Genomic DNA, 20998 nt, shown 5'->3' with positions numbered 1-20998 from the left:
GCATAGAGAAGGAACCCATGACCAACCCAGCAGTGCGCGACCTGCTCCGCCGCAGCAACCGGCTCGGCGCGGACCCGCGCAACACCAACTACGCTGGCGGCAACACCTCCGCCAAGGGCGAGCAGACCGACCCGGTCACCGGGGCGCCCACCCCGCTGCTCTGGGTGAAGGGCTCCGGCGGCGACCTCGGCACCCTGACCGAGGGCGGCCTGGCGGTGCTGCGCCTGGACCGGCTGCGCGCCCTCGTCGACGTCTACCCCGGTGTCGAGCACGAGGACGAGATGGTCGCCGCGTTCGACTACTGCCTGCACGGACGCGGCGGGGCGGCGCCGTCGATCGACACCGCCATGCACGGCCTGGTCGAGGCCCCGCACGTCGACCACCTGCACCCCGACGCCGGTATCGCGATCGCGACCGCGGCGGACGGGCCGGCGCTGACCGTGGAGATCTTCGGCGACCGGGTGGTATGGGTGCCGTGGCGGCGCCCCGGCTTCCAGCTCGGGCTGGACATCGCGGCCGTGCGGCGGAGCAACCCGCAGGCCATCGGGGTGATCCTCGGCGGGCACGGCATCACCGCCTGGGGAGACACCAGCGACGAGTGCGAGGCCCGCTCCCGCCTGATTATCGATACCGCAGCCCAGTACCTGGCAAAGCACGGCCGGCCGGAACCGTTCGGTGCGCTGCGGCACGGACCGCTGCCGCGCGAGCAGCGCCGACAGTGCGCCGCAGCGCTGTTCCCGCTGCTGCGCGGGCTCGCCTCGACCGACCGGGCCCAGGTCGGCCACTGGACCGAGAGCGACGAGGTGCTCGACTTCGTCGGCCAGGAACGAATGCCGGAGCTGGCCGCCCGCGGCACCTCCTGCCCCGACCACTTCCTGCGCACCAAGGTCCGCCCCCTGGTCCTCGACCCCGGCGGCGGCACCGAGGAGCGCATCCGCGAACTGCACGCCGCGTACCGTGCCGAGTACGCCGCCTACTACGAGCGGCACGCCACCGCCGACAGCCCGCCCATGCGCGGCGCCGACCCGGCGATCGTGCTCGTGCCCGGGGTGGGCATGTTCTCCTTCGGCGCCGACAAGCAGACCGCCCGCGTCGCGGGCGAGTTCTACGTCAACGCGATCAACGTCATGCGGGGCGCCGAGTCGGTCTCCACCTACGCGCCCATCGACGAGGCGGAGAAGTTCCGCATCGAGTACTGGGCCCTGGAGGAGGCGAAGCTGCGGCGGATGCCGAAGCCGAAGCCACTGGCCACCCGGGTCGCGTTCGTCACCGGCGCCGGCTCCGGCATCGGCCGGGCCATCGCGCGCCGGCTCGCCGCCGAGGGCGCCTGCGTCGTCGTGGCCGACCGCGACGGCGCCGCCGCCACCACCGTCGCCGCGGAACTGGGCCCCACCGACGTCGCGGTCGCCGTGACCGCCGACGTGACCGACCCCGCCGCCGTTGCCGCGGCGCTGCGCGCGGCGACGCTCGCCTTCGGCGGCGTCGACCTGGTGGTGAACAACGCCGGGCTCTCCATCTCGAAGCCGCTGCTGGAGACCACCGAGGCCGACTGGGACCTGCAACACGACGTGATGGCCAAGGGCTCGTTCCTGGTGTCCCGCGAGGCCGCGCGCGTCATGACCGCGCAGGGCATGGGCGGCGACATCGTCTACATCGCCAGCAAGAACGCGTTCTTCGCCGGACCGAACAACGTCGCCTACGGCGCGGCCAAGGCCGACCAGGCGCACCAGGTCCGGCTGCTCGCCGCCGAGCTCGGCGAACACGGCATCCGGGTCAACGGAGTCAACCCCGACGGCGTCGTACGCGGATCCGGCATCTTCGCCGGCGGCTGGGGCGCCCAGCGCGCGGCCGTCTACGGGGTGCCGGAGGAGAAGCTCGGCGAGTTCTACGCCCAGCGCACGCTGCTCAAGCGCGAGGTGCTGCCCGAGCACGTCGCCAACGCCGTGTTCGTCCTCACCGGCGGGGAACTGTCGCACACCACCGGCCTGCACGTCCCGGTCGATGCCGGGGTCGCCGCGGCGTTCCTACGATGACCGGACAGCCGACCGCCGCGACCGGCGGGGCCACCACGCCCCGCCTGGTCGGCCCGCTCCGCGTCGCCGCCGTCGACCTCGGCGCGTCCAGCGGGCGGGTCGTCACCGCCCGGATCGACCCCGACACGGTCGACGTGACCGAGACGCACCGCTTCGGCAACGACCCGGTCCACGCCGCCGGCACCCTGCACTGGGACATCCTGCGGCTGCACCACGAAATCCTCGCCGGCCTGCGCGCCGCCGGCCCGGTCCACAGCATTGGCATCGACTCCTGGGCGGTCGACTACGGCCTGCTCGACGCGACCGGCGCGTTGCTGGGAAACCCGGTGCACTACCGCGACGCCCGCACCGACGGCGTTCCGCGGCGGGTGACGCAGCGGCTCGGCGAGGAGCAGCTCTATGCCACCACCGGCCTGCAACAGCTGCCGTTCAACACGCTGTACCAGCTCGCCGCCGCAGCCGGCACCCCGCAGCTGGCCGCCGCGCACCGGCTGCTGCTCATCCCGGACCTGATCGCGTACTGGCTCACCGGGGAGATCGGCGCCGAACACACCAACGCCTCCACCACCCAGCTGTACGACGTGCGACGCCGCACCTGGGCCACCGAACTGATGACCGACGCCGGCATCCGGCCCGAACTCCTCCCGCCGCTGCACGAGCCGGGCACCGTCGTCGGCCCGGTCCGGCCCGGCCCCGGGCTGCCCACCGGCACGCCGGTGATCGCGGTCGGCTCGCACGACACCGCCTCCGCCGTGGTCGCGGTGCCGGCGACGGGCGAGCACTTCGCCTACATCTCCTGCGGCACCTGGTCTCTGGTCGGGGTCGAGCTGGCCGCGCCGGTACTCACCGACGACAGCCGCCGCGCCAACTTCACCAACGAGGGCGGCGTCGACGCCACCGTGCGGTACCTGCGCAACGTCATGGGGCTGTGGCTGCTGCGGGAGTCGCTGCGCGCGTGGGGTGACCCGGACCTGCCGGCGCTGCTCGCCCGCGCCGGCCGGGAACCCCCGTTCGCCGCCGTGGTGGACCCGGACGACCCGGCGTACCTGCCGCCGGGCGACATGCCGGCCCGCATCGCCGCCGCCTGCCGGCGCACCGGCCAGCCAGTCCCGGCGAGCCCGGCCGCGACCGTACGCTGCGTCCTGGAGAGCCTCGCGCTCGCGCACCGTCGCGCGGTCCGCCAGGCCCAGCACCTGTCCGGCCGGCATGTCGACGTGGTGCACGTCGTCGGCGGCGGTGCCCGCAACGCTCTGCTGTGCCAGCTCACTGCCGACGCCTGCGGCCTGCCCGTCATCGCCGGCCCGGTCGAGGCGACCGCGATCGGGAACGCTCTCGTCCAGGCCCGGGCCGCCGGGGTGGTCGGGCCGGACCTGGCCGCGCTGCGCGCGTTGGTCCGGCACACGCAACCGCTGCTGCGGTACGAGCCGCGCGGCGACGAGCGGCCGTGGCGCGCCGCCGAGCAACGGCTGGGATGGTAGGGGCATGCGGATCGCGCTCTTCGTCACGTGCCTGGCCGACACGCTGTACCCGCAGGCGGCCAAGGCGACGGTCCGGCTGCTGGAGCGCCTCGGCCACGAGGTGGTCTTCCCCGAGGCGCAGACCTGCTGTGGGCAGCTGCACATCAACACCGGATACCAGGCCGCGGCGCTGCCTTTGGTGCGCCGGCACGTCGCGGTGTTCGACCCGTACGACGTGGTCGTGGCACCCTCCGGCTCGTGCGTCGGATCGGTCCGGCACCAGCACGCCGTGGTCGCCCGCGGGGCCGGTGACGAGCGGCTGGCCAGTCGGGCCGAGGACGTCGCCGCGCGCACGTACGAGCTGTCCGAGCTGCTCGTGGACGTGCTTGGCGTCGAGGACGTCGGCGCGGTCTACCCGCACCGGGTCACCTTTCACCCGACCTGCCATTCGCTGCGTCTGCTGCGGGTCGGCGACCGGCCGCTGCGGCTGCTGCGGCACGTGCGTGGCCTGGATCTGGTGGAGCTGCCGGCGGCGGAGCAGTGCTGCGGCTTCGGCGGCACTTTCGCGCTGAAGAACGCCGATACCTCGACCGCGATGCTCGCCGACAAGGTCCGGCACGTGCTCGCCACCCGGGCCGAGTTCTGCGCCGCGGGGGACGCCTCCTGCCTCATGCACATCGGGGGCGGGCTCTCCCGGCTGCGCACCGGCGTGCGGACCGTCCACCTCGCCGAGATCCTCGCCAGCACGGAGGAGCCATGAGCCGTACGTTCCTGGGCATGCCGGCCACGGCCCCGCGCGGTGTCGGGCACCTGCGCGGGACGGAGCCGTTTCCCGCCGCCGCCCGGCGTGCCCTGGCCGACGGGCAGCTGCGGCGCAACCTGGGCCACGCCACCGGCACCATCCGGGCGAAGTCCGCGGCGGTGATCGACGAGTTGCCTGACTGGCAGCACCTGCGTGCGGCCGGGGCCGGGATCAAGGCCGACGTGATGGCCCGCCTGCCCGAACTGCTGGAGCAGCTGGAGGCGGCCGTCACCGCAGCGGGCGGGACCGTGCACTGGGCTACCGACGCCGTCGAGGCCAACCGGATCGTCACCGGGCTGGTCCGGGCCAGCGGCGCCGACCGCGTCATGAAGGTCAAGTCGATGGCCACCCAGGAGATCGGCCTCAACGAGGCCCTGGCGGCGGCCGGTATCAGTGCGGTGGAGACCGACCTCGCCGAGTTGATCGTCCAGCTCGGCGACGACCGGCCCAGTCACATCCTGGTCCCGGCGATCCACCGCAACCGCAGGGAGATCCGGGACATCTTCCGGCGCGCCATGCCGGGCGTGGACGCCGACCTGGGCGACGATCCGGCGGAGCTGGCCGCGGCGGCGCGCCGGTACCTGCGCGAGACGTTCCTGTCGACCCGGGTGGCGGTCAGCGGCGCGAACTTCGCCGTCGCCGAGACCGGCACCCTGGCCGTGGTGGAGTCCGAGGGCAACGGCCGGATGTGCCTCACCCTGCCCGAGACGCTGATCACCGTCATGGGCATCGAGAAGGTCGTGCCGACCTGGGCCGACCTGGAGGTGTTCCTTCAGCTGCTGCCGAGGGCGTCGACGGGGGAGCGGATGAACCCGTACACCTCGATGTGGACGGGGATCATCCCGGGCGACGGGCCGCGGGCGTTCCATCTCGTGCTGCTCGACAACGGCCGCAGCGCCGTCCTCGCCGACGAGGTCGGCCGTCAGGCGCTGCACTGCATTCGCTGCTCCGCCTGCCTGAACGTGTGTCCCGTCTACGAGCGGACCGGCGGGCACGCGTATGGCTCGGTGTATCCGGGCCCGATCGGCGCGGTGCTGTCGCCGCAGCTGACCGGCGTGGCCGACAACGCCTCGCTGCCCTACGCCTCCACGCTCTGCGGCGCCTGTTTCGACGCCTGCCCGGTGCGGATCGACATTCCCGCACTGCTGGTGCACCTGCGCAACCAGGCCCCCCACCCCGCCGCGGAGGCCGCCGCGATGGCCGCTGCGGCGTACGCCATGGACCGGCCCCGGCTGTACGCGGCGGCGCAGCGTGCGGCCCGGCTGGCGAGGCTGCTCGGGCGGCGGGGGCGCGGGCTGCCACCGCCGTTGTCCGGCTGGACCGCCGCCCGGGACCTGCCCGTGCCGCCGGCACGGACCTTCCGCGACTGGTGGAGCAGCCGGTGAACGCCCGCGACACTGTCCTGGCCCGGCTGCGGGCCGCCACCGCCGGCAGCGCGGCCGTCGAGGCGCCCCGCGGGTACCGCCGGCGCGGTGACCTGCCTCCGGGGCACCCGGACCTGCTCGACCTGCTGGTCGAGCGGCTGACCGACTACCGGGCCGTCGTGCACAGGGCGCCGGCCGGTCGCGTCGGCGCCACGGTGGCGGCCGTCCTGGCGGGCGAGGAGGCGAGGCGGGTGGTGGTGCCGCCCGGGCTGCCCGGAGGCTGGCTGCCACCCGCCGTGGACGCGGTGCGGGACGCGGGCCTCGGCACCGAGGCGCTCGACGCGGTCGACGCCGTGGTCACCGGGGCTGCCGTCGCGATCGCCGAGACCGGCACCATCGTGCTGGACGGCTCGCCCGACCAGGGCAGGCGGGTGCTGACGCTCCTGCCCGACCTGCACGTGTGCGTCGTCGCGCGGGACCGGGTGGTCGGCACCGTACCCGAGGCCCTGAGCCGGCTGGCGCCGGACCGCCCGCTGACCTGGATCAGCGGGCCCTCGGCGACCAGCGACATCGAGTTCGAGCGGGTGGAGGGGGTCCACGGGCCGCGACGGCTGCACGTCGTCGTCGAGATCGGGCACTGACCGGCGGGTGGACCTGGTGAGGAGGGTGCCGTGAGGACCGCGACACTGAACGATGGGACCGGACGGAAGAAGCGGCTGGAGCCGTCGGCGGAAGCGAAGGCCGCCGCCGAGTTGGTCCGGGCGGCCAAGGAACAGGGCCTGTCGCTGACCGGTCGGGACGGTCTGTTGAAGCAGTTGACCAAGACGGTCCTGGAGACCGCGGAACACGGCCGAAGACGGTGCTGATCGACGCGTCGGGGCCGGTGCGGATCGACGTGCCGCGGGACCGGGCCAGCACCTTCGAGCCGCAGATCGTGCGCAAGCGCCAGCGGCGCCTGTCGGGGGCCGACGAGGTGATGCTGTCCTTGTCCGCCAAGGGTTTGACGACGGGGAGATCTACGCGGCGGTGTTCATTGACGCCATCGTGGTCAAGGTCCGGACGGGCAGGTCGCGAACCGGCCGTTCTACGCCGCGCTCGGCGTGACGCTCAACGGGGAGAAGGACATCCTCGGCCCAGGGCGATTGCGAAGTCGGGCGGGAGCGCTTCGATCAGGAGGTCTGGGGGTTCCTGGCGTGGGTGCCGCTCCATGGCGGGTGTGTCTCCCGGTGCCTATGGAGCTGAGTCGGATACGACATCAGCCGCGCTCGCCGTGCTCGGCGACCGTAAGCGACGACCCGACGGTGCGGTGGGTGATGCGACGGCGGTGGCCGGACCGGCGGTGATGACGTAAACGACTCAGCTCCAAAGGCACCGCGCCACGGCATCGACCGCCCCGCCCATAGCTCCGCCCCGGGCCACGGTCCCCGGGCCGACCAGGGACCGCACCCGCGACAACGCAATGATCCTGATCCTCGGCCTGGGTGGCACGGGTGGTGAGGGCGCGAAGTTCTGGATGAGCGTGCTGACCGACTTACGCAACCGCGGCGTCAGGACGTGTTCTTCCTCGTCTGCGACGGGCTGAAGGGCCTGCCTGAGGTGGTCACGAACGGGTGGCCCCAGACTGTGGTGCAGACGCGCCATCGAAGTAATCGAGTGGCACTCGACTGGCCCGGTACCATGTTGTTGCACGTCGGTATGGATCACCGTAGATCATCGTGTGAACGGCAGGACCAGCGGTTTTCAGGTCGACGACTACAACAGACGGCGGTGAATCGTGCGGATACAGCCGCGCCAGGAGATCCTCGACATCTGGCGGGCCACGGTGCGCAGTTGCTGGCAGAACGGTGAATGGCACTGGGGTGGTCGGAGTGGCACCAACTCGATCAGTGATGCCGAGCAACTCCTGACCCTGCTACTCCCGGCGGCCAAGGTCCCCGCGCTGTCGCTCGACGACCCGGACCGCGCCGACGACGAGGTGATCGAGGCACTCAGCCCGATCGGCGGCGCGATCGAAATTCCCCGCCGGCTGGTCGGCGTGATGATCGACTATTTCACGCGGTACACCGACGACACCGGCACCCCGACCTTCAGCGGCGGAAGCTACCTTGCCCCGCTGGACGGCGGCCCGGAGCTCACCGACGAGCAACGCTCCCTGGACATCGTCGACTCTTTCGCGGTGTCCGTCACGCTGGCCCTGGCAACGATCGGTTTCGTCAAGGTCTACCGTAACTCCACCCAGCGGCGCGACCTGCTGGCGCAACTGGACGCCCTGGACGAGATGGCCAGCACGCGGCTCACCGCGGCCATGGTCGGCCTGCTTCGCAGCTTCAGCACCTTCGTCTTCACCGCCACCGACGAGTACGGCCTCCGGCTGTGCGACATGATCAATCAGGACGAGCTGCCGCGCCGGGAACTCGTGGCGTCGCTGCGCGAACAGCTGCGGGAAACGATGGCCAGCCTGCGCAGCGTGATCATCGGGTCGGGTCGGGTGACCGAGGATCTGGACAACAGCGAGATGCTGTTCGAGTGCGGCTGGTCCTGGGGGGTCATCGCCGGGGCCGAGGAGGTGCCGACCACCGAGTCGATCGGCCTGCAGCGCGAGGGCTCGGCGGAGAACGCTCCCTACCTCTACTTCACCGTCATCGCGATGGACGCGATCGAGGATCTGAACTCCGAACGCACCCGCCTGCTCGGGTTGCTCAACGAGGAGCAGCAGCGGTTGTCGCGAGCCCTGCTGCTGCGCTGGGAGCTGACCCGGACCTACTGGGCGACGGTGGCGACCTTCGGCAACCGCCGGCGGTGGCCCATCGAGGACATTCCCTGGCGGACGACCGACGGCGACCGGACCGACTACTACACCCTCCAGGCCACGTCGCTGGCGGTGAAGGGCCTGGTCGCTGGCGGGCGCGGCGATGAGGAGCTCGGCCGGATCGCCTCGGTCCTGGTGGAGCTGGCGCAGCGGGCGCGGATCACCCGCCGCGCCTCGCCCGACGAGCCGGCGCTGTTCGTCCACGCGCCGGGCAAGCGGGTGACCCTGAACGCCGAACGGTCCAAACCGATCATGACGTGGAACGTCAACGAATACTCCACGGTGCTGCTCCAGCGGGCCACCACCGTCGCTGGTCTGCTGAGCAACGCCCGGCGGCGCAGCGAGCTGCTCGAACTGGCCGACGAGGTGTGGGATCACCTGCTGCTGCGGCGTATCCCCGACGGCCGGCACCGGGGCCTGTGGGATCATGCCGGCGGCGCCTTCCCCGAGCTGGCCCCCAAGCCGGACGCGCCCTCCTGGTACCTGACCGAGCGGGTGGTGCAGGGGCTGGTCAACGCCGGTCAGCTGCTCTGGGAGCGGCCGTTTCCGCGAGCCGGCCGGCTCGCCACGTATGCGCAGGACCTCATCGACGAGGCCGAGTACCTCTTCGACCGGGAGTTGATGCGCGGCACGTTCGCCGGGGAGGCGATGCAGCGCAGCATGCGCAGCATCCGGGCCAGCCTGCGCCGGGCGCAGCTGGTGGTGGACGAACGCCCTGGCACCGCGGCGGCCCTGGCAAACACCCTGCTGCTGCTGCTCAACGACATCGCCACCGGGCAGCAGAAAGCCAGCGAGGGGATCTGAATGCTGGTCTTCGTCACGTCACACAAGGGCGGCACCGGGCGTTCGGTGACCGCGGCGAACATCGCCTACCGCAGCGCGCTGTCCGGCCGCCCCACCTGCTACCTCGACTACGATTTCGGCTCGCCGACGGCCGGCATCACGTTCCAGATCCCGCAGGCGGTCAACGGCGTGGAGGGCGCCGGGCCCAACGGTGGCGGGCTGCACCGGTACCTACGGGGGGAGATCCCGTCTCCGGAGCAGTTGGACGTCTGGGGCACCTCGGAGCGGGCCAGCCTGCGTCAGCGGCCCACCGGGTCCGGTCCGCTGGTGCTCCTGCCCGGGCAGCGCAACGGCAGCGAGTTCGGTTTCACCAACGACATCGCCAAGCGCTGTGCCGAACTCTTCCTCCGTCTCGAAGAGGAGTTCGACCTCACCCTGGTGGATCTCAGCGCCGGCCGGTCGTACGCCAGCCAGATCGCGCTGGCCGCGACCGCCACCCCGACCCTGCGCAAGGTCACGGTTCGCTGGCTGGTCTTTCATCGGTGGACTCCCCAGCACGTCACCGCGGCCGCGGACCTGGCCTTCGAGGCGGGTGGGATCGTGGCGATGGGCAAGGAGTACGGCCACGAGCCGGACCGGCTGCGCGAGTCACTGCGGTTCATCCGTACGGCGGTGATCGATTCACGCGGCCCTGAGGTCGGCCACCTCGACCTCGCGCAGCAGGCCTTCCTGCGTAAGTGCGACGCGGAGCTGTCGGAGCTGGCCCGGCGGCGGGGCGTCGGGCGCAGCACGCTGCTCGGCGCGGTGCCGCTGGATCCTCTGCTGCAGTGGCGGGAGCAGCTCATCTCGGACCACGACGTGCAAAGCAAGATCGCGAACGTGAAGACCGTGGACGCCTTCGTGGATCTGACCGAGAAGCTCTTCGACGAGACGGCATGGGAGACCGTGTGATCAGCGTGGACGTGAGGTTCCAGGAGGCAGCTGCGGTGCGTCGTACAGAGAGCGTGGCATATTCGCACCTGTCGGTGGAGTTGGGGCACTTCTACGCGGAGGACTTCGGCGACGGGTGTCAGGAGCTGCGCCGCAAGTTCGAGCGGATCGCGGACTGGTCGAGCGCCATCCCGGCCCTGGCCCGGCGAGGGCTGCCACCGAGCCGGCAACCGCGGATCAGCACCTGCTTCATGGTGGACGACTACTTCCACCGTTTCGGTACGCCGCAAGAGGTGATCCCGCAGGTGCAGAGCGCCGCGGCGGAGCACGGACTGGTGCTGGACTACGTCGCCCGGGAGTCCAGTTTCGCCCGTTGCGACGGGCTCGAGCTGGCCCAGTTGGTGGTGGACACACTGGTGGTGGAACCGCCCCGGCACACCACCGGCAGTCGCCCACCGCTGAACGAGTCGGGCTGGCTCTCCAACGGCAAGCGGTCGCCCGGGCATGTCGACGCCCCGGCGATGACCCTGCCCCGGCCGTGGTCCCCGCCGGTGCAGTCCGGCGATCCACGGCATTCCATCTTCGTCGACATCGAGTTGTGGTCCGGCGAGCCGCAGACCCGGGTGTGGGCGTGCGCGCTGCTCGCATCGGTCTGGCAGTTGACCCGCCTCGGCGTGCTACGGCACCGGGGCGAGACGATCCGGCAGCCGTGCCGGCTCACCGGGGAGCTGCCCACCGACTGGGATGAGCTGCCGGCGATCCTCCAGCTCAACCCGAGCGCCGCCCCGTTCTGCGCGTACCGCACGCTGACCCTGATGGACATCCAGTACCTGCCGGTGGAGTTGGCCGTACGGACCATCCTCGGCCAGGTGGCGGTACCGCCGGCCGTCGCGCAGCAGGTCGCCAAGCGCGCCGGCGGCGAGGGCCTGCGACTGCCCAGCGAGTTGGTCGACCGGTTGAGCTACGTGTTCATCGGCGAATGAGCACACGCGCTCAGCGCCGGCAGGGCTGGTCGACCGCCATCCGGTCGGCCAGGTCGCGCAGCAGGGCCATGTTGCTCACGCTGATCTGATCCCGGATCCAGTTGACCGACGACTTCCACTGCCGGCTGAAACCGGGCACCTGCTCCAGCCGGTCCCAGATCGGCCGCAGCCGCGGATGGACCCGAGCGCCCGGCAGCCACAGGTGCAGCAGGTGCTCCAGCACCGGCCGCAGCCGCTCGATGTGCTCCTGCCCGGCGGCCGACCGGGTGACCGCGGCCTCCACCAGGGAGGAGAGCATGGTGAGCAGCCAGTCGTGCAGCGCGAGATCTTCGCAGAGGCCGGCCACGGCGGCCGGCACGTCCTGCGGGTCGACCACGAGCTCGACCGTACGCAGCGTGGGGGAGTCCACGGTGATCACCGCCGAGACCTCCCGGTCCGGCCCCTGGTCGACCCGCGTGGTCCAGCGCAGCCGGGTACGCGCCGCGCGCAGCGGCGGGCGCCGGTCCAGCAGGTCGGACATTTGCACGCCGTCGATCACCCGGCCGGTGATCGCCTCGAGGTTGAGCACGTCCGCGTTGTTGCCGTGCAGGAAGCCTGCGATCAGGTCCGCGGCGTCCAACTTGCCGACCGTCTCCAGGACGCCGGGATTGGCCAGGTAGTGCGACCAGGGCTGGCGACGCTTTCCGTCGACGACCTGGATGACGGAGGACGCCTGTACGATCCGGCCGCCGGTGATGATGGCCCGGGTGACCACCGCGCCCACCCCGCGCAGCTGGCGCTGCCTGGCGCTGGGTAGCCAGCAGTCCACCCCGGTGCGGACGTCCGGTGACACCGCGTAGAGCGACGGGCGCCGAGAGGTCAACACCATCTCGCCCTCGACCAGGCTGAGCGCCTCGGAGCTCTGATCCTGGGACAGGGCCGTGCTGTGCTGCAGCAGGCTGGTGTGCACCTCACCCACCGTGAGCATGGCTTCCTCCGCATCGCCGCCACCAGTCCGCAGTCGCCCGCGGACTGCGGTCCCATGATGATTGATGCACGCCGCCGTGACCCGCACCGACACGGATTTGTGTGGATTTGCCGGAACCCCTCCGAGCGCGGGATTCGGCTTGCCCGGATCCGTAACTGTCCTGGCGGCCATCATAGGCCCACGGTTGATGGGATTCCCAAGCGGTAGAGGTGGCGAGCATTCGCGGGTCAGAATGATGTGACAGCAACTGATATTTTGAATGGTGCGGTCGCCAGCCACTCCCTGGAGTTTGCCGTCCCATGAAGGTCTACATTTCGGCCACCCAAAAGGACCTGCTGGAATATCGCGCTGCCGTCCACGTCGTGGCACGCCGTCTGGAAATCGAGGACGTGGCCATGGAGGCGTACAGCGCCGACGTCCGGCCGCCGCTGGAACGCTGCCTGACCGACGTGCGCCGGTGCGATCTCTACGTGGGGCTGTTCGCCTGGCGGTACGGGTTCCGCCCGCCCGGCCAGGGGTCCTCCATCACCGAACTGGAGTACCGCGAGGCCCTCGCCGCCGGCAAACCCTGCCTGATCTTCCTGCTCGCGGAGGACACGCCCTGGCCGGTTCACCTGATCGACCGGGACGCTGACTGGCAGCAGGTCGTCGCGCTGCGCCGGGAGCTCAAGGAGCGCCACCTCTGTGCCTTCTTCTCTTCGGTGGACGACCTCTCCGCAAAGGTGACCGTGGCACTGGCTGAGGTGCGTAGCGGGCGGTCCCCGGCCCGCGAGCCCGCCGACCCGGACACCCACCTGCCGGAGGCCGTGCGCAGCCAGTACTACAAACAGCTGGCGCTGGAATACCAGGCCGTTCCGCTGGACGCGGTCTCGCCCCGCCCCACCATCGGCTACCTCACGGTCGGGTTGTCGGAGGTGTTCGTGGAACCCCGGGTCCACGAGGACACCCGGCCGGAAATGCCGCTGGCCTGGTGGCGCTGGGCGGGCTCCGCCGCGGACGGCAGTGCCCGCGGGCTGCCCGAGGTGGTCAACCCGGAAGAGGTCGAGCGGCTCTGGGAGGAGTACGCCGGCAAGGACGCGCTGGTGTTGTTCGACGTGGTGTGCGATCCGGGCCGGCGGTCGATCGTGCTGCTCGGCGATCCCGGCTCCGGCAAGTCGGCGGCCGCGCGGTACCTGGCGCTGGCGCTGGCCGGGAAATGCTCCGAGCCCCGGCTGGCGGCGCTGGACGGATACCTGCCCGTCCTGATCGAACTGCGGTCCTACGCCTCGCACTGCGGCGACGGGCGGTGCGAAGGCCTGCTGGACTACGTCGGCCACCGCCACCAGCAGGGACTAATCAGGATCGACCAGGAAGTGCTGACGGCGTACCTGCACCAGGGCGGCCAGGCGCTGTTCCTCTTCGACGGCCTGGACGAGGTGGTCGACCCGGCGCAGCGGGAGGAGGTGGCCGCCCAGATCGGCGCGTTCGTCAGCGAGTACCCGGGGGTGCGGACGGTGGTCACCTCACGGGCAGCCGGATACCTGCGGCACACCTTCGCCAACGCCGGCTTCGACCACTTCACCCTGGAGGATCTCGACGACGAGCGGATCGCCCGGTTCCTCGGCAACTGGTACCGCTACGTGATGCCCACACCGGCGGCGGAGGAGGACCGGCAGCGGCGACAGATTCTCGACGTGGTGCACAGTTCTCGGGAGATGCACGAGATCGCCGGCAACCCACTGCTGCTGATGCTCATGGCGATCGTCGGCCGGAGCCACCCGCTGCCCCGCAACCGGCGCCGGCTCTACGAGCACGTCACCGACGTACTGATCTCCGAGTGGGACGTGACCAAACAACTGCGGGAGAGCCACGGCGACGTGCCGCAGCTGGATCTGCAGGCGAAGCGCCGGCTGGTGCGCCACCTGGCGTATCGGATGCAGTTTCGGGAGTCCGGTCCGGCCGGAAATTACGTCGAATCCGACGAATTGGCACGCATCTTCCGGGACCACCTCGTCGCATTCTACGGTTTTGACAACGAGCGGGCGTTCACCCTGGCCTACTCGATGATCGACAAATTACGGCAGCGAAGCTTCATCCTGGAACGGTACGGATTGCGGCTGTTCGGGTTCGTGCACCGCACGTTCCTGGAGTTCTTCTGCGCTGAGGAGATCGTGGACAGGTTCGAGCACGATCCGGACGCCTGGGGCCTCGACCAACTGCGCGCGATGTTCCGCGAACACTGGGCCGACCCGTCCTGGCGGGAGGTGCTCCGGCTGGTCGCCAGCGCCCTGCCTGCCCGGGCCGCCAATGACCTGATCACCCTGCTCGCCACCGAGGCCAACCAGCCCTGGCCACCGCTGAATCTGACCGGCCCGCCATGGCACCTGGTGCTGGCCGCGCAGTGCGTGGCGGAGGCGGCGCAGCCCGCCGAGCTGGCCGGCGCGGGCGACGCGGTGCTGTGCCAGGTCGTCCGGTTGATCGAACACGGCATCTCCGCCGACGACCCCAACCTGGTGGAACTCACCGAGCAGGAGCTGCTCTCCTCGATCCGGGTGCTCGGGCCCAGCTGGCCCGGCCGCGATACCTTCCTGCAGTGGTACCGCCGTCGCGGGGTGCGGAGCAGTTGGCGCTCCGGCTCCGCGTTCGCCACCCGGATCGCCGCAGTGCTCTCCGCCGCCGACGAGCAGCTGACGCAACTGCTGGTCCGGGAGCTTGGGCAGGGCCGCGAGCGGCAGGCCCACCTCACCCTGGTCGCGGGACTGGCCGAGACCGCCGGGCGGCTGGACGTCACCGGCCGCCGCCGCCGCCGATGCCGGGACCTGCTGCTCGCCCAGGCGCAGGTCGAGGTCTCCACCGCGGTGCGGCAGGCCGCCGTACGGGCGCTGGTCGCGCACTTCGGCGCCGACGTCGATTACGTCGACGTGCCGCGCGACCTCGCCGACTCACCCGATGTCGCGGTGCGCGCGTTGGCCGTGCAGTCCCTCGGCGGCCGGACCGAGCTGGCCGATGACGCCCGTCAGGTGCTGGCCAGGGCCACCGAAGACCCCGCCGCCGCGGTGCGGCGGGCCGCCGCCGAAGTGCTCGCCACGCGCTGCGCCACCCTGCCGGACGCAGCTGGGACACTGCAGCGGTTGCTGACCACCGACCCCGACCCCGGCGTGGTGCAGTGCGCGCTGAAAGGGCTGCTGACCCTGCCGGATCACGCCGAGACCGCCCGCGCGGGGGCGCTGCAGCGGGTGACCGGCGACGCCCCGGACGAGGTGCGGCGTTGCGTAGTGACCGAGCTGCTGCCCGGGCGGGCCAGCCCGGAGAGCACCGAGCTGTTGCTGAGGCTGGCCTGCTCGGACACCTCCGCGCGGATCCGCGCGGTGGCCGTGCAGCGGCTGGCGCTCGTAGCTGACCCGGAGGGGCGCTGCCGAGCCCGGCTGATCGATCGGATCGAGCAGGACGAGGACGCGGCGGTGCGGGCCGCCGCCGTGGCCGCGCTGATCGACCGGGACCGCGCCGACGACACCGGATGGACCGTGGCCAGGCACGCGGCTCGTGCCGACGAGGACGCGACGGTTCGCCTCGCCGCGGTGCGCGCGCTGGCCGAGGCGTACCCGGACCACCGCACCGGAGAACTGCTGCTGGAACGAGCTCGCCGCGATCCGACCGCCGGCGTCCGGCTCGCCGCGGTCGACCTGCTCACCGCCCGTCCGCCGCGCGGCGACGCGACTCGTGATCTGCTCATCAGCCGAGCCTCCCAGGAGCGGGACCCGATCGTCCGGTTACGGGTCACCCTCCGCCTGGCCCGCCTCGCCGACCCGCCCGCCCCTGAGGTGCTGGCGTGCCTGGCCGAGCAGGCAAGCCGGGACCCGGACCCGAACGTGCTGCGCGCGGCCGCCCAGGCGCTGGCCCGGTACGGCGAGACCGACGGCCTGGTGGAGACGCTGTCCCGCCGGGCCCGCCGGGACAGCTACGTCGGCATCCGACTGGCCGCCGTGCAGGCTCTCTGCAAGCACGGGAGCCCCGATGTGGTGACCGACGTGCTGCTGGAGTGCGTCGAGTCGGACACCGACCCCACGGTGTTCGACGCGGCGGTGCGCTGCCTGACCGAGCAGGGGGCGGCATCCATGGCGGTGACCCTGCGGCTGATGCGCCGTCTGGCTGACCAGGACCCGGCGATCCGCGCACGCATCGCCGCCGCGCTCGGCACGCACTTCGGGGCGGACCCGGAGGTCCGGGTGCTGCTGGTGGGGTTGGTCCGCGACGACCCGGCCCTCGAGGTCCGGCGCCGGGCCGTGGAACAGCTGGGAGCCACGCTGGCCGACCCGGACCTGCTGCTACGGCTGGCGGACGACAACGACTGGGAGATCCGGCGCACCGCGCTGCTCGCGCTGACCCGGCACTACTGCGGCGACACCCGCACCCGCGACGTGCTCCTGCGGCTCGCACACCAGGAGGACGACGGCACCGTACGGCGGCTGGCCGGGCAACTGCTTGCCGCGCTGCCCGACACCGGGCCCGACGACTTCCCGTGACCGGGCCCGACCGCTCGCCCGGCCGGCGTTGGTGGCGTCGCCGATGAGCAGGTCGGGGGCGCCGGATCGTCCGCGCCGAGCCCGGTCGTATCGATTTCGTCAAATACCATATGGCTCATGACAGACCCGGCCGCTGGCTCGTCCCGCCTGGCCGTATGGTGGCTGCGAGTCGTGTTCGGATTCATCGGACTGGGCGCCTTCATCCTCGGCTACGTCGGCTTCGAGCGCCTGCTTGAGTCCCGGCCTGACACCGCGCACAATCCGTACGACGTGTTCTACTACGATTTGCAGCTCTTCGTTCTCGGCGCCGAACCCTTCCAGGACGCCGGGCCCTACCCGTGGCAACTGCAGGTCGCCCGGTTCGCCGCCCCGCTGTTCACCCTGCTCGCCGTGGCCGAGGCAAGCCGGCTGCTGCTGGCCGCCGAGAGTCGCCGCCTGCGGGCCCGGCGGGCCCGCAACCACGTCCTGGTCTGCGGTGACTCCCAGTTCGCCCACATGCTCGCCGACCGGCTCTTCGCCGACGGCGAACGCGTGGTCGTGGTGCGCTCCGTACCGTTCGGACCGCTGGAGTACCGCCTACGCCGCTATCTCGGTGTCATCGGCGACCCGGCCAGCCCTGCGGTGTTGCGCGGCGCCGGCCTGTCCCGGGCCCACACCGTCTACGTGTGCAGCGAGGACGACGACCGCAACCACGCGATCGCCAACACCGCCAGCCGCCTCATCCAGGACCGCCGGCAACCACCCCGGGTCTACGTACTGGTGCACGACTCCGAGATGTGCCTGTCCCTGCAGGCCCGACGACTCGGCGCCGTCGGATTCAGCCGGCTGCGGCTGGACTACTTCCACGTCGACGATGTCGCGGCCCGCGCACTGCACCGACACCACCCGCTGCCGCGTCCCAGCGGCCGGCCCGCCAGGGTGCTCATCGCCGGCACCGGCAGCTTCCGCCGGACCCTCCTGGTGGAAACCGCCCGGCACTGGCGGGCCCGCCTGGCCGACACCCCGGCCGGCCACCTGCCGCCCCCGCTGCGGGTGGACCTGGCGGCCCCGGACGCCGGCACCGAACTCGCCGCCGTGACGTCACGCTATCCGTTCCTGACCGCCGCCTGCGAGATCACCGCGTACGATCTGGAGCTCGACCGGCTCGCGAGGTTCGACCGGCTCGACCGCCGCCGCTACGACCGCATCTACATCTGCGCCCCGGACGAGACCAACGGGCTGCAGTTCGTGCTGGACACGCCCGCCCTCTGGCAGAGCGCGGAGAGTTCGGTCTTCGTACCGGTCTACCGGCAGGCAGCGCTTGCCGCCGCCTTCCACGGCGATGCCCGCCACGATCTGCTCGACGAAGTACACGGCAAGCTCCGCCTCTATCCGGTGTTGACTCACGCCTGCGATGCCCGGCTGATCGCCGAGGACCTCACCGAGCGGCTGGCCCGGCTGATCCACGAGCGGTACCTCCAGGCACAGCAGCGCGCCGGGGTGCGCCCCGGCGGCGCGCCGGCGATGGTGGGCTGGTCGCGGCTGCCCGAGTCGCTGCGACGGGCCAACCGGGCCCACGTCCAGGACATCGCCGCCAAGCTGCGTAACCTCGGGTGCGTCGTGGCGCCCCGGCGCGGCGGCACCGGCGACGCTTCCGCCGCCGGAGAGGCCATCGACGACCGGATCGAGGAACTCGCCCGCCTCGAGCACGAACGGTGGTGCCGGGAACGGCGCGGGGAGGGCTGGACGCACGGCGAGTTCCGCGACGACGTCCGGCGGCGGCATCCCGCCCTGCGGCCATGGGACGAGCTGCCCCTCGACGTCCAGGAGCAGAACCGCGCGGAGATCCGGGCCCTGCCCGACGTGCTCTCCGACAGCGGGTTCGAGCTGATCCGGCTGGCGCCCGCAGTGCCCAAGCAGCGGGAAGGACCGGGGGATGCCGACTGAACCCGCACCGGTGCGCGTCGGCATAGCCGGACACATCAACCTGACCCGCGACACCGAGTTGCTCGTCGCCGACGCGCTCCGCGCCGAGTTGCGCCGGATCAGCGACCGTCCGGTGCACGGCGTCACCTGCCTGGCCGCCGGCGCCGACCAGATCTTCGCGCGCACGCTACTGGACATGGGCGGCACGTACGAGGTGATCCTACCCGCCCGCGACTACCGTACCGCCGTGATCGCCCCGGAGAACCGAGCGACCTTCGACGAGCTGCTCGCTCGGGCGGCAGCGGTCGTCCACCCCGGCTACGACCGCTCCGACACGGCCGCCTACGTGGCCGCCAACCGGGAACTGGTGCGCCGGGTGCAGCGACTCGTGGCGGTCTGGGACGGTGATCCGGGCTGCCACGCGGCGGCGACCGACCGGACCGTCGACTGGGCGCGGCAGCAGGGTATCCCGATCACGATCCTCTGGCCCGTCGGCGCCCGCCGGACGAAAGCCGGCGACTGACGCGATGCCCTAACCGCGGCTGCGGCCGGTGGCCAGCAGCATGCTCAGATATCCGTCCCGCAGCGGCGTCCGGGGCCGGACCTCGTGGACGTCCAGGTCGTACGCGCTGGTCGCGATGGTGGCCACCACCTCGGCGCGCTGCAGCGCCACGGCCGGGAACAGGCGCTCGCCGACGTGGTAGCCGCGGGAACCGAGCATGACCGTCACGACGAAGGGCGAGCCAGGCCGCAGCGCGTGGAGGAAGCTGCCGATGGCGTGCTCGGCTTCTGCCTGGTCGGCCGATATGGAGCAGGCCACGAAGAACATCGTGCCGGCGTCCCAGGCACGCCTGGGCAGGTCGAAGACACTGGTTCGCAGCACCCGGCCCACCTGAGCCAAACGGCCCCGGGGGTCGGTCACCGCCGAGTACGCCGGGTGCTCCACGCACACCTGCCAGTACGGGTCCCAGAGCTCGTCGTAGCTGGCGATCTGCGTGCTCAGCCAGCGCACGTTCGACGCTGACCAATCACACAGGTCGAGCGTGCGCGCGATCGGCAGCAGCGACAGCGCCGGATAGAGGTTCGCCCCCGACCCGACGTCGACACAGCACGCGTCGGAGAGTGTCGTCTCAGCGAAGAAGTCCCTGGTCCGGCGGAGGATTTCACGATCGTCGGCACGCAGCACCGCGTAGTTGTGCCGGACGTACGCCTGGGGGTCGAAGCTGTCCCACTCGACGTCAGAATTGGCCGGACTCGGAGACCGGATCGATGGTGAGGGCGTCGACGACTCGCCACAACCGCCGCCAGCCGCCGGGATCAACGCCATCGAGGCGCCTCCATCTATGTTGGTGGATCACACTGGTCCTCGTTGCAGCGCTTTCCCCTACTGACCCCTGTGTAGCGGAGGCGGTGGTGGCTCGCAAGTGGTGGCGCCGAGGCAACTCCGGCGATCGACGAAGCGCCGTCGCCAGGGATGGCCATCGATATCGACGTTCGGCGACGGCGCGAGCAGGTCCAGCCGGACGGGATCCAGGCGGCGCCAGCGGGATCGCCGCTGGGGACGGTGGATGCGGATCAGACCGGCAAGGCGGTTCAGCGATCGGGTGGACGGTGTGGTTCAGGCCCGGTCGGGTAAGGGCGAGGGAATCTTGGTGGCGCGGTAGGAGCCGCCGCTCCGGGTGGGGCGCCAGAGGCGCCAGTGTTTCGCGGACAGCCGGAACGGGAGATGGCCTTGTAGATGACGAACACCGGGGGACAGCCGTTGGTCGGCGGGCAGGTTGAGCCACAGGGAGAGTGAGGACGTTGTGGTGCCGAGGGTTGCGCGAATGCCTGAGTCGCCCAGAAGCCGGCCGTATCCGTCCACGGCGAAGCGACCGAAGGCGTCGGGGGTGATGTCGGGGTACGGGGCGTGGGCGTCCGGGTCGATGAGGCGCACGGGCGTGCTGTAGGTCAGCGCGGCCAGGGAACGTCCGTGGGTCGTGACCGCGTCGGGGCCGACGGCGATGAGGGCATCGAGCGCGTAGTTCACGGATTCGGGTGAAACGTTCCATTCCGTGTTGGTTTGCCCACGGTGGCGAGGTCCGCCGAAGCGCTCGGTGGCGAGCGCTACCAGCTGCTCGGTCGATGCAGGCGGACCGCCTGCAAAGATCTCGAACGCCCACGATGCTGACGACACCGGTTCGGCGCAGGCATTGACGAAGCTTTGCAGGCGCTGGAATGCCTCGTCAGGATGCTTGGCGCGAAGCGAGTGCGCACCGCCCGCAGACCCGGGCAGCCCGTCGTAGGTCACCACCTGCGGGAACGTGATGCCCTGTGCCCGCGCCATACGCCCATCTTAGGTGTCCGTTGTCGCGCGCCCCTCGTGGCCACCACCGAGAACGTGCCTCCTTGAGCCCTTTTCCTCGCCCTCGCCTGCACCATCATCCGCTGGCGCCGTCCCCAACGCTCAAAGAGTCAGGAGTT

Annotated in this window: 14 protein-coding genes and 3 pseudogenes; 13 read left to right on the top strand and 4 right to left on the bottom strand. The window is 71.4% G+C overall.

Annotated features, from left to right (window positions below; genetic code table 11):
• Positions 1-17 precede the first annotated feature (17 nt).
• The 10 genes and pseudogenes from OG617_RS00325 to OG617_RS00280 all read left to right on the top strand — a co-directional run bounded on the left by OG617_RS00325 (position 18) and on the right by OG617_RS00280 (position 11161).
• Positions 18-2033 carry a bifunctional aldolase/short-chain dehydrogenase gene (locus tag OG617_RS00325; RefSeq protein ID WP_405097648.1) on the top strand — a complete coding sequence of 672 codons (2016 nt, stop codon included), beginning with the start codon at positions 18-20 and terminating at the stop codon, positions 2031-2033.
• On the top strand, positions 2030-3511 hold the full coding sequence (locus OG617_RS00320) for a rhamnulokinase family protein (RefSeq protein WP_405097646.1): 1482 nt from the start codon (positions 2030-2032) through the stop codon (positions 3509-3511). The genes OG617_RS00325 and OG617_RS00320 overlap by 4 nt, the downstream gene beginning before the upstream one ends.
• 4 nt (positions 3512-3515) lie before the next feature.
• Complete coding sequence (locus OG617_RS00315; RefSeq protein WP_405097644.1) at positions 3516-4250, top strand: (Fe-S)-binding protein; 735 nt, start codon at positions 3516-3518, stop codon at positions 4248-4250.
• On the top strand, positions 4247-5677 hold the full coding sequence (locus OG617_RS00310; RefSeq protein ID WP_405097642.1) for a lactate utilization protein B: 1431 nt from the start codon (positions 4247-4249) through the stop codon (positions 5675-5677). Before OG617_RS00315 ends, OG617_RS00310 begins: the two co-directional genes overlap by 4 nt.
• Complete coding sequence (locus tag OG617_RS00305; protein ID WP_405097640.1) at positions 5674-6297, top strand: lactate utilization protein C; 624 nt, start codon at positions 5674-5676, stop codon at positions 6295-6297. The genes OG617_RS00310 and OG617_RS00305 overlap by 4 nt, the downstream gene beginning before the upstream one ends.
• Before the next feature lie 30 nt (positions 6298-6327).
• Positions 6328-6848 (top strand): annotated as a pseudogene (locus OG617_RS00300) (transposase); the annotation flags it as partial.
• A gap of 276 nt (positions 6849-7124) precedes the next feature.
• A pseudogene (locus OG617_RS00295) lies at positions 7125-7291 on the top strand (transposase); the annotation flags it as partial.
• 139 nt (positions 7292-7430) lie between these two features.
• Complete coding sequence (locus OG617_RS00290) at positions 7431-9269, top strand: SCO2524 family protein (protein ID WP_405097638.1); 1839 nt, start codon at positions 7431-7433, stop codon at positions 9267-9269.
• On the top strand, positions 9270-10199 hold the full coding sequence (locus OG617_RS00285; RefSeq protein ID WP_405097636.1) for an SCO2523 family variant P-loop protein: 930 nt from the start codon (positions 9270-9272) through the stop codon (positions 10197-10199).
• Positions 10184-11161 carry an SCO2522 family protein gene (locus tag OG617_RS00280; protein ID WP_405097634.1) on the top strand — a complete coding sequence of 326 codons (978 nt, stop codon included), beginning with the start codon at positions 10184-10186 and terminating at the stop codon, positions 11159-11161. The genes OG617_RS00285 and OG617_RS00280 overlap by 16 nt, the downstream gene beginning before the upstream one ends.
• A gap of 10 nt (positions 11162-11171) precedes the next feature.
• Here OG617_RS00280 and OG617_RS00275 read toward each other — a convergent pair whose 3' ends face one another.
• A complete protein-coding gene (locus tag OG617_RS00275; RefSeq protein ID WP_405097632.1) occupies positions 11172-12128 on the bottom strand; it encodes an SCO2521 family protein in 957 nt (318 codons plus the stop codon).
• Positions 12129-12427: 299 nt separating this feature from the next.
• On the opposite strand from OG617_RS00275, the gene OG617_RS00270 reads away from it, so the two are divergent.
• From OG617_RS00270 to OG617_RS00260, 3 genes are all read left to right on the top strand, one after another.
• Positions 12428-16630, top strand: coding sequence for a HEAT repeat domain-containing protein (locus OG617_RS00270; protein WP_405097630.1), 4203 nt, complete (start codon positions 12428-12430; stop codon positions 16628-16630).
• 117 nt (positions 16631-16747) lie between these two features.
• On the top strand, positions 16748-18556 hold the full coding sequence (locus OG617_RS00265) for a RyR domain-containing protein (RefSeq protein WP_405097628.1): 1809 nt from the start codon (positions 16748-16750) through the stop codon (positions 18554-18556).
• Positions 18546-19058 carry a hypothetical protein gene (locus OG617_RS00260; RefSeq protein ID WP_405097626.1) on the top strand — a complete coding sequence of 171 codons (513 nt, stop codon included), beginning with the start codon at positions 18546-18548 and terminating at the stop codon, positions 19056-19058. The genes OG617_RS00265 and OG617_RS00260 overlap by 11 nt, the downstream gene beginning before the upstream one ends.
• Positions 19059-19067: 9 nt before the next feature.
• Here OG617_RS00260 and OG617_RS00255 read toward each other — a convergent pair whose 3' ends face one another.
• From OG617_RS00255 to OG617_RS00245, 3 genes and pseudogenes are all read right to left on the bottom strand, one after another.
• Positions 19068-19862: an SCO2525 family SAM-dependent methyltransferase gene (locus OG617_RS00255; RefSeq protein ID WP_405097624.1), complete on the bottom strand. Its 795-nt coding sequence runs from the start codon at positions 19860-19862 to the stop codon at positions 19068-19070.
• A 177-nt stretch (positions 19863-20039) separates the two neighbouring features.
• Positions 20040-20132 (bottom strand): annotated as a pseudogene (locus tag OG617_RS00250) (IS5/IS1182 family transposase); the annotation flags it as partial.
• A gap of 21 nt (positions 20133-20153) precedes the next feature.
• Complete coding sequence (locus OG617_RS00245) at positions 20154-20861, bottom strand: hypothetical protein (RefSeq protein ID WP_405097622.1); 708 nt, start codon at positions 20859-20861, stop codon at positions 20154-20156.
• Positions 20862-20998: the final 137 nt, after the last annotated feature.

The organism is Micromonospora sp. NBC_01412 (assembly GCF_045040215.1).
In the GTDB taxonomy this organism is placed as follows: Bacteria; Actinomycetota; Actinomycetes; order Mycobacteriales; family Micromonosporaceae; genus Micromonospora; species Micromonospora rubida.
Note: the sequence above shows the minus strand (reverse complement) of the source record. Positions and strands in the feature narration are given on the sequence as shown.

Bases quoted from the DNA above. Each gene is read 5' to 3' on its own strand.
- OG617_RS00280 (WP_405097634.1), top strand. From the start codon at position 10,184: ATGGGAGACCGTGTGATCAGCGTGGACGTGAGGTTCCAGGAGGCAGCT.
- OG617_RS00270 (WP_405097630.1), top strand. From the start codon at position 12,428: ATGAAGGTCTACATTTCGGCCACCCAAAAGGACCTGCTGGAATATCGC.
- OG617_RS00285 (WP_405097636.1), top strand. From the start codon at position 9,270: ATGCTGGTCTTCGTCACGTCACACAAGGGCGGCACCGGGCGTTCGGTG.
- OG617_RS00255 (WP_405097624.1), bottom strand. From the start codon at position 19,862: ATGGCGTTGATCCCGGCGGCTGGCGGCGGTTGTGGCGAGTCGTCGACG.
- OG617_RS00265 (WP_405097628.1), top strand. From the start codon at position 16,748: ATGACAGACCCGGCCGCTGGCTCGTCCCGCCTGGCCGTATGGTGGCTG.
- OG617_RS00275 (WP_405097632.1), bottom strand. From the start codon at position 12,128: ATGCTCACGGTGGGTGAGGTGCACACCAGCCTGCTGCAGCACAGCACG.
- OG617_RS00245 (WP_405097622.1), bottom strand. From the start codon at position 20,861: ATGGCGCGGGCACAGGGCATCACGTTCCCGCAGGTGGTGACCTACGAC.
- OG617_RS00320 (WP_405097646.1), top strand. From the start codon at position 2,030: ATGACCGGACAGCCGACCGCCGCGACCGGCGGGGCCACCACGCCCCGC.
- OG617_RS00315 (WP_405097644.1), top strand. From the start codon at position 3,516: ATGCGGATCGCGCTCTTCGTCACGTGCCTGGCCGACACGCTGTACCCG.
- OG617_RS00260 (WP_405097626.1), top strand. From the start codon at position 18,546: ATGCCGACTGAACCCGCACCGGTGCGCGTCGGCATAGCCGGACACATC.
- OG617_RS00325 (WP_405097648.1), top strand. From the start codon at position 18: ATGACCAACCCAGCAGTGCGCGACCTGCTCCGCCGCAGCAACCGGCTC.
- OG617_RS00310 (WP_405097642.1), top strand. From the start codon at position 4,247: ATGAGCCGTACGTTCCTGGGCATGCCGGCCACGGCCCCGCGCGGTGTC.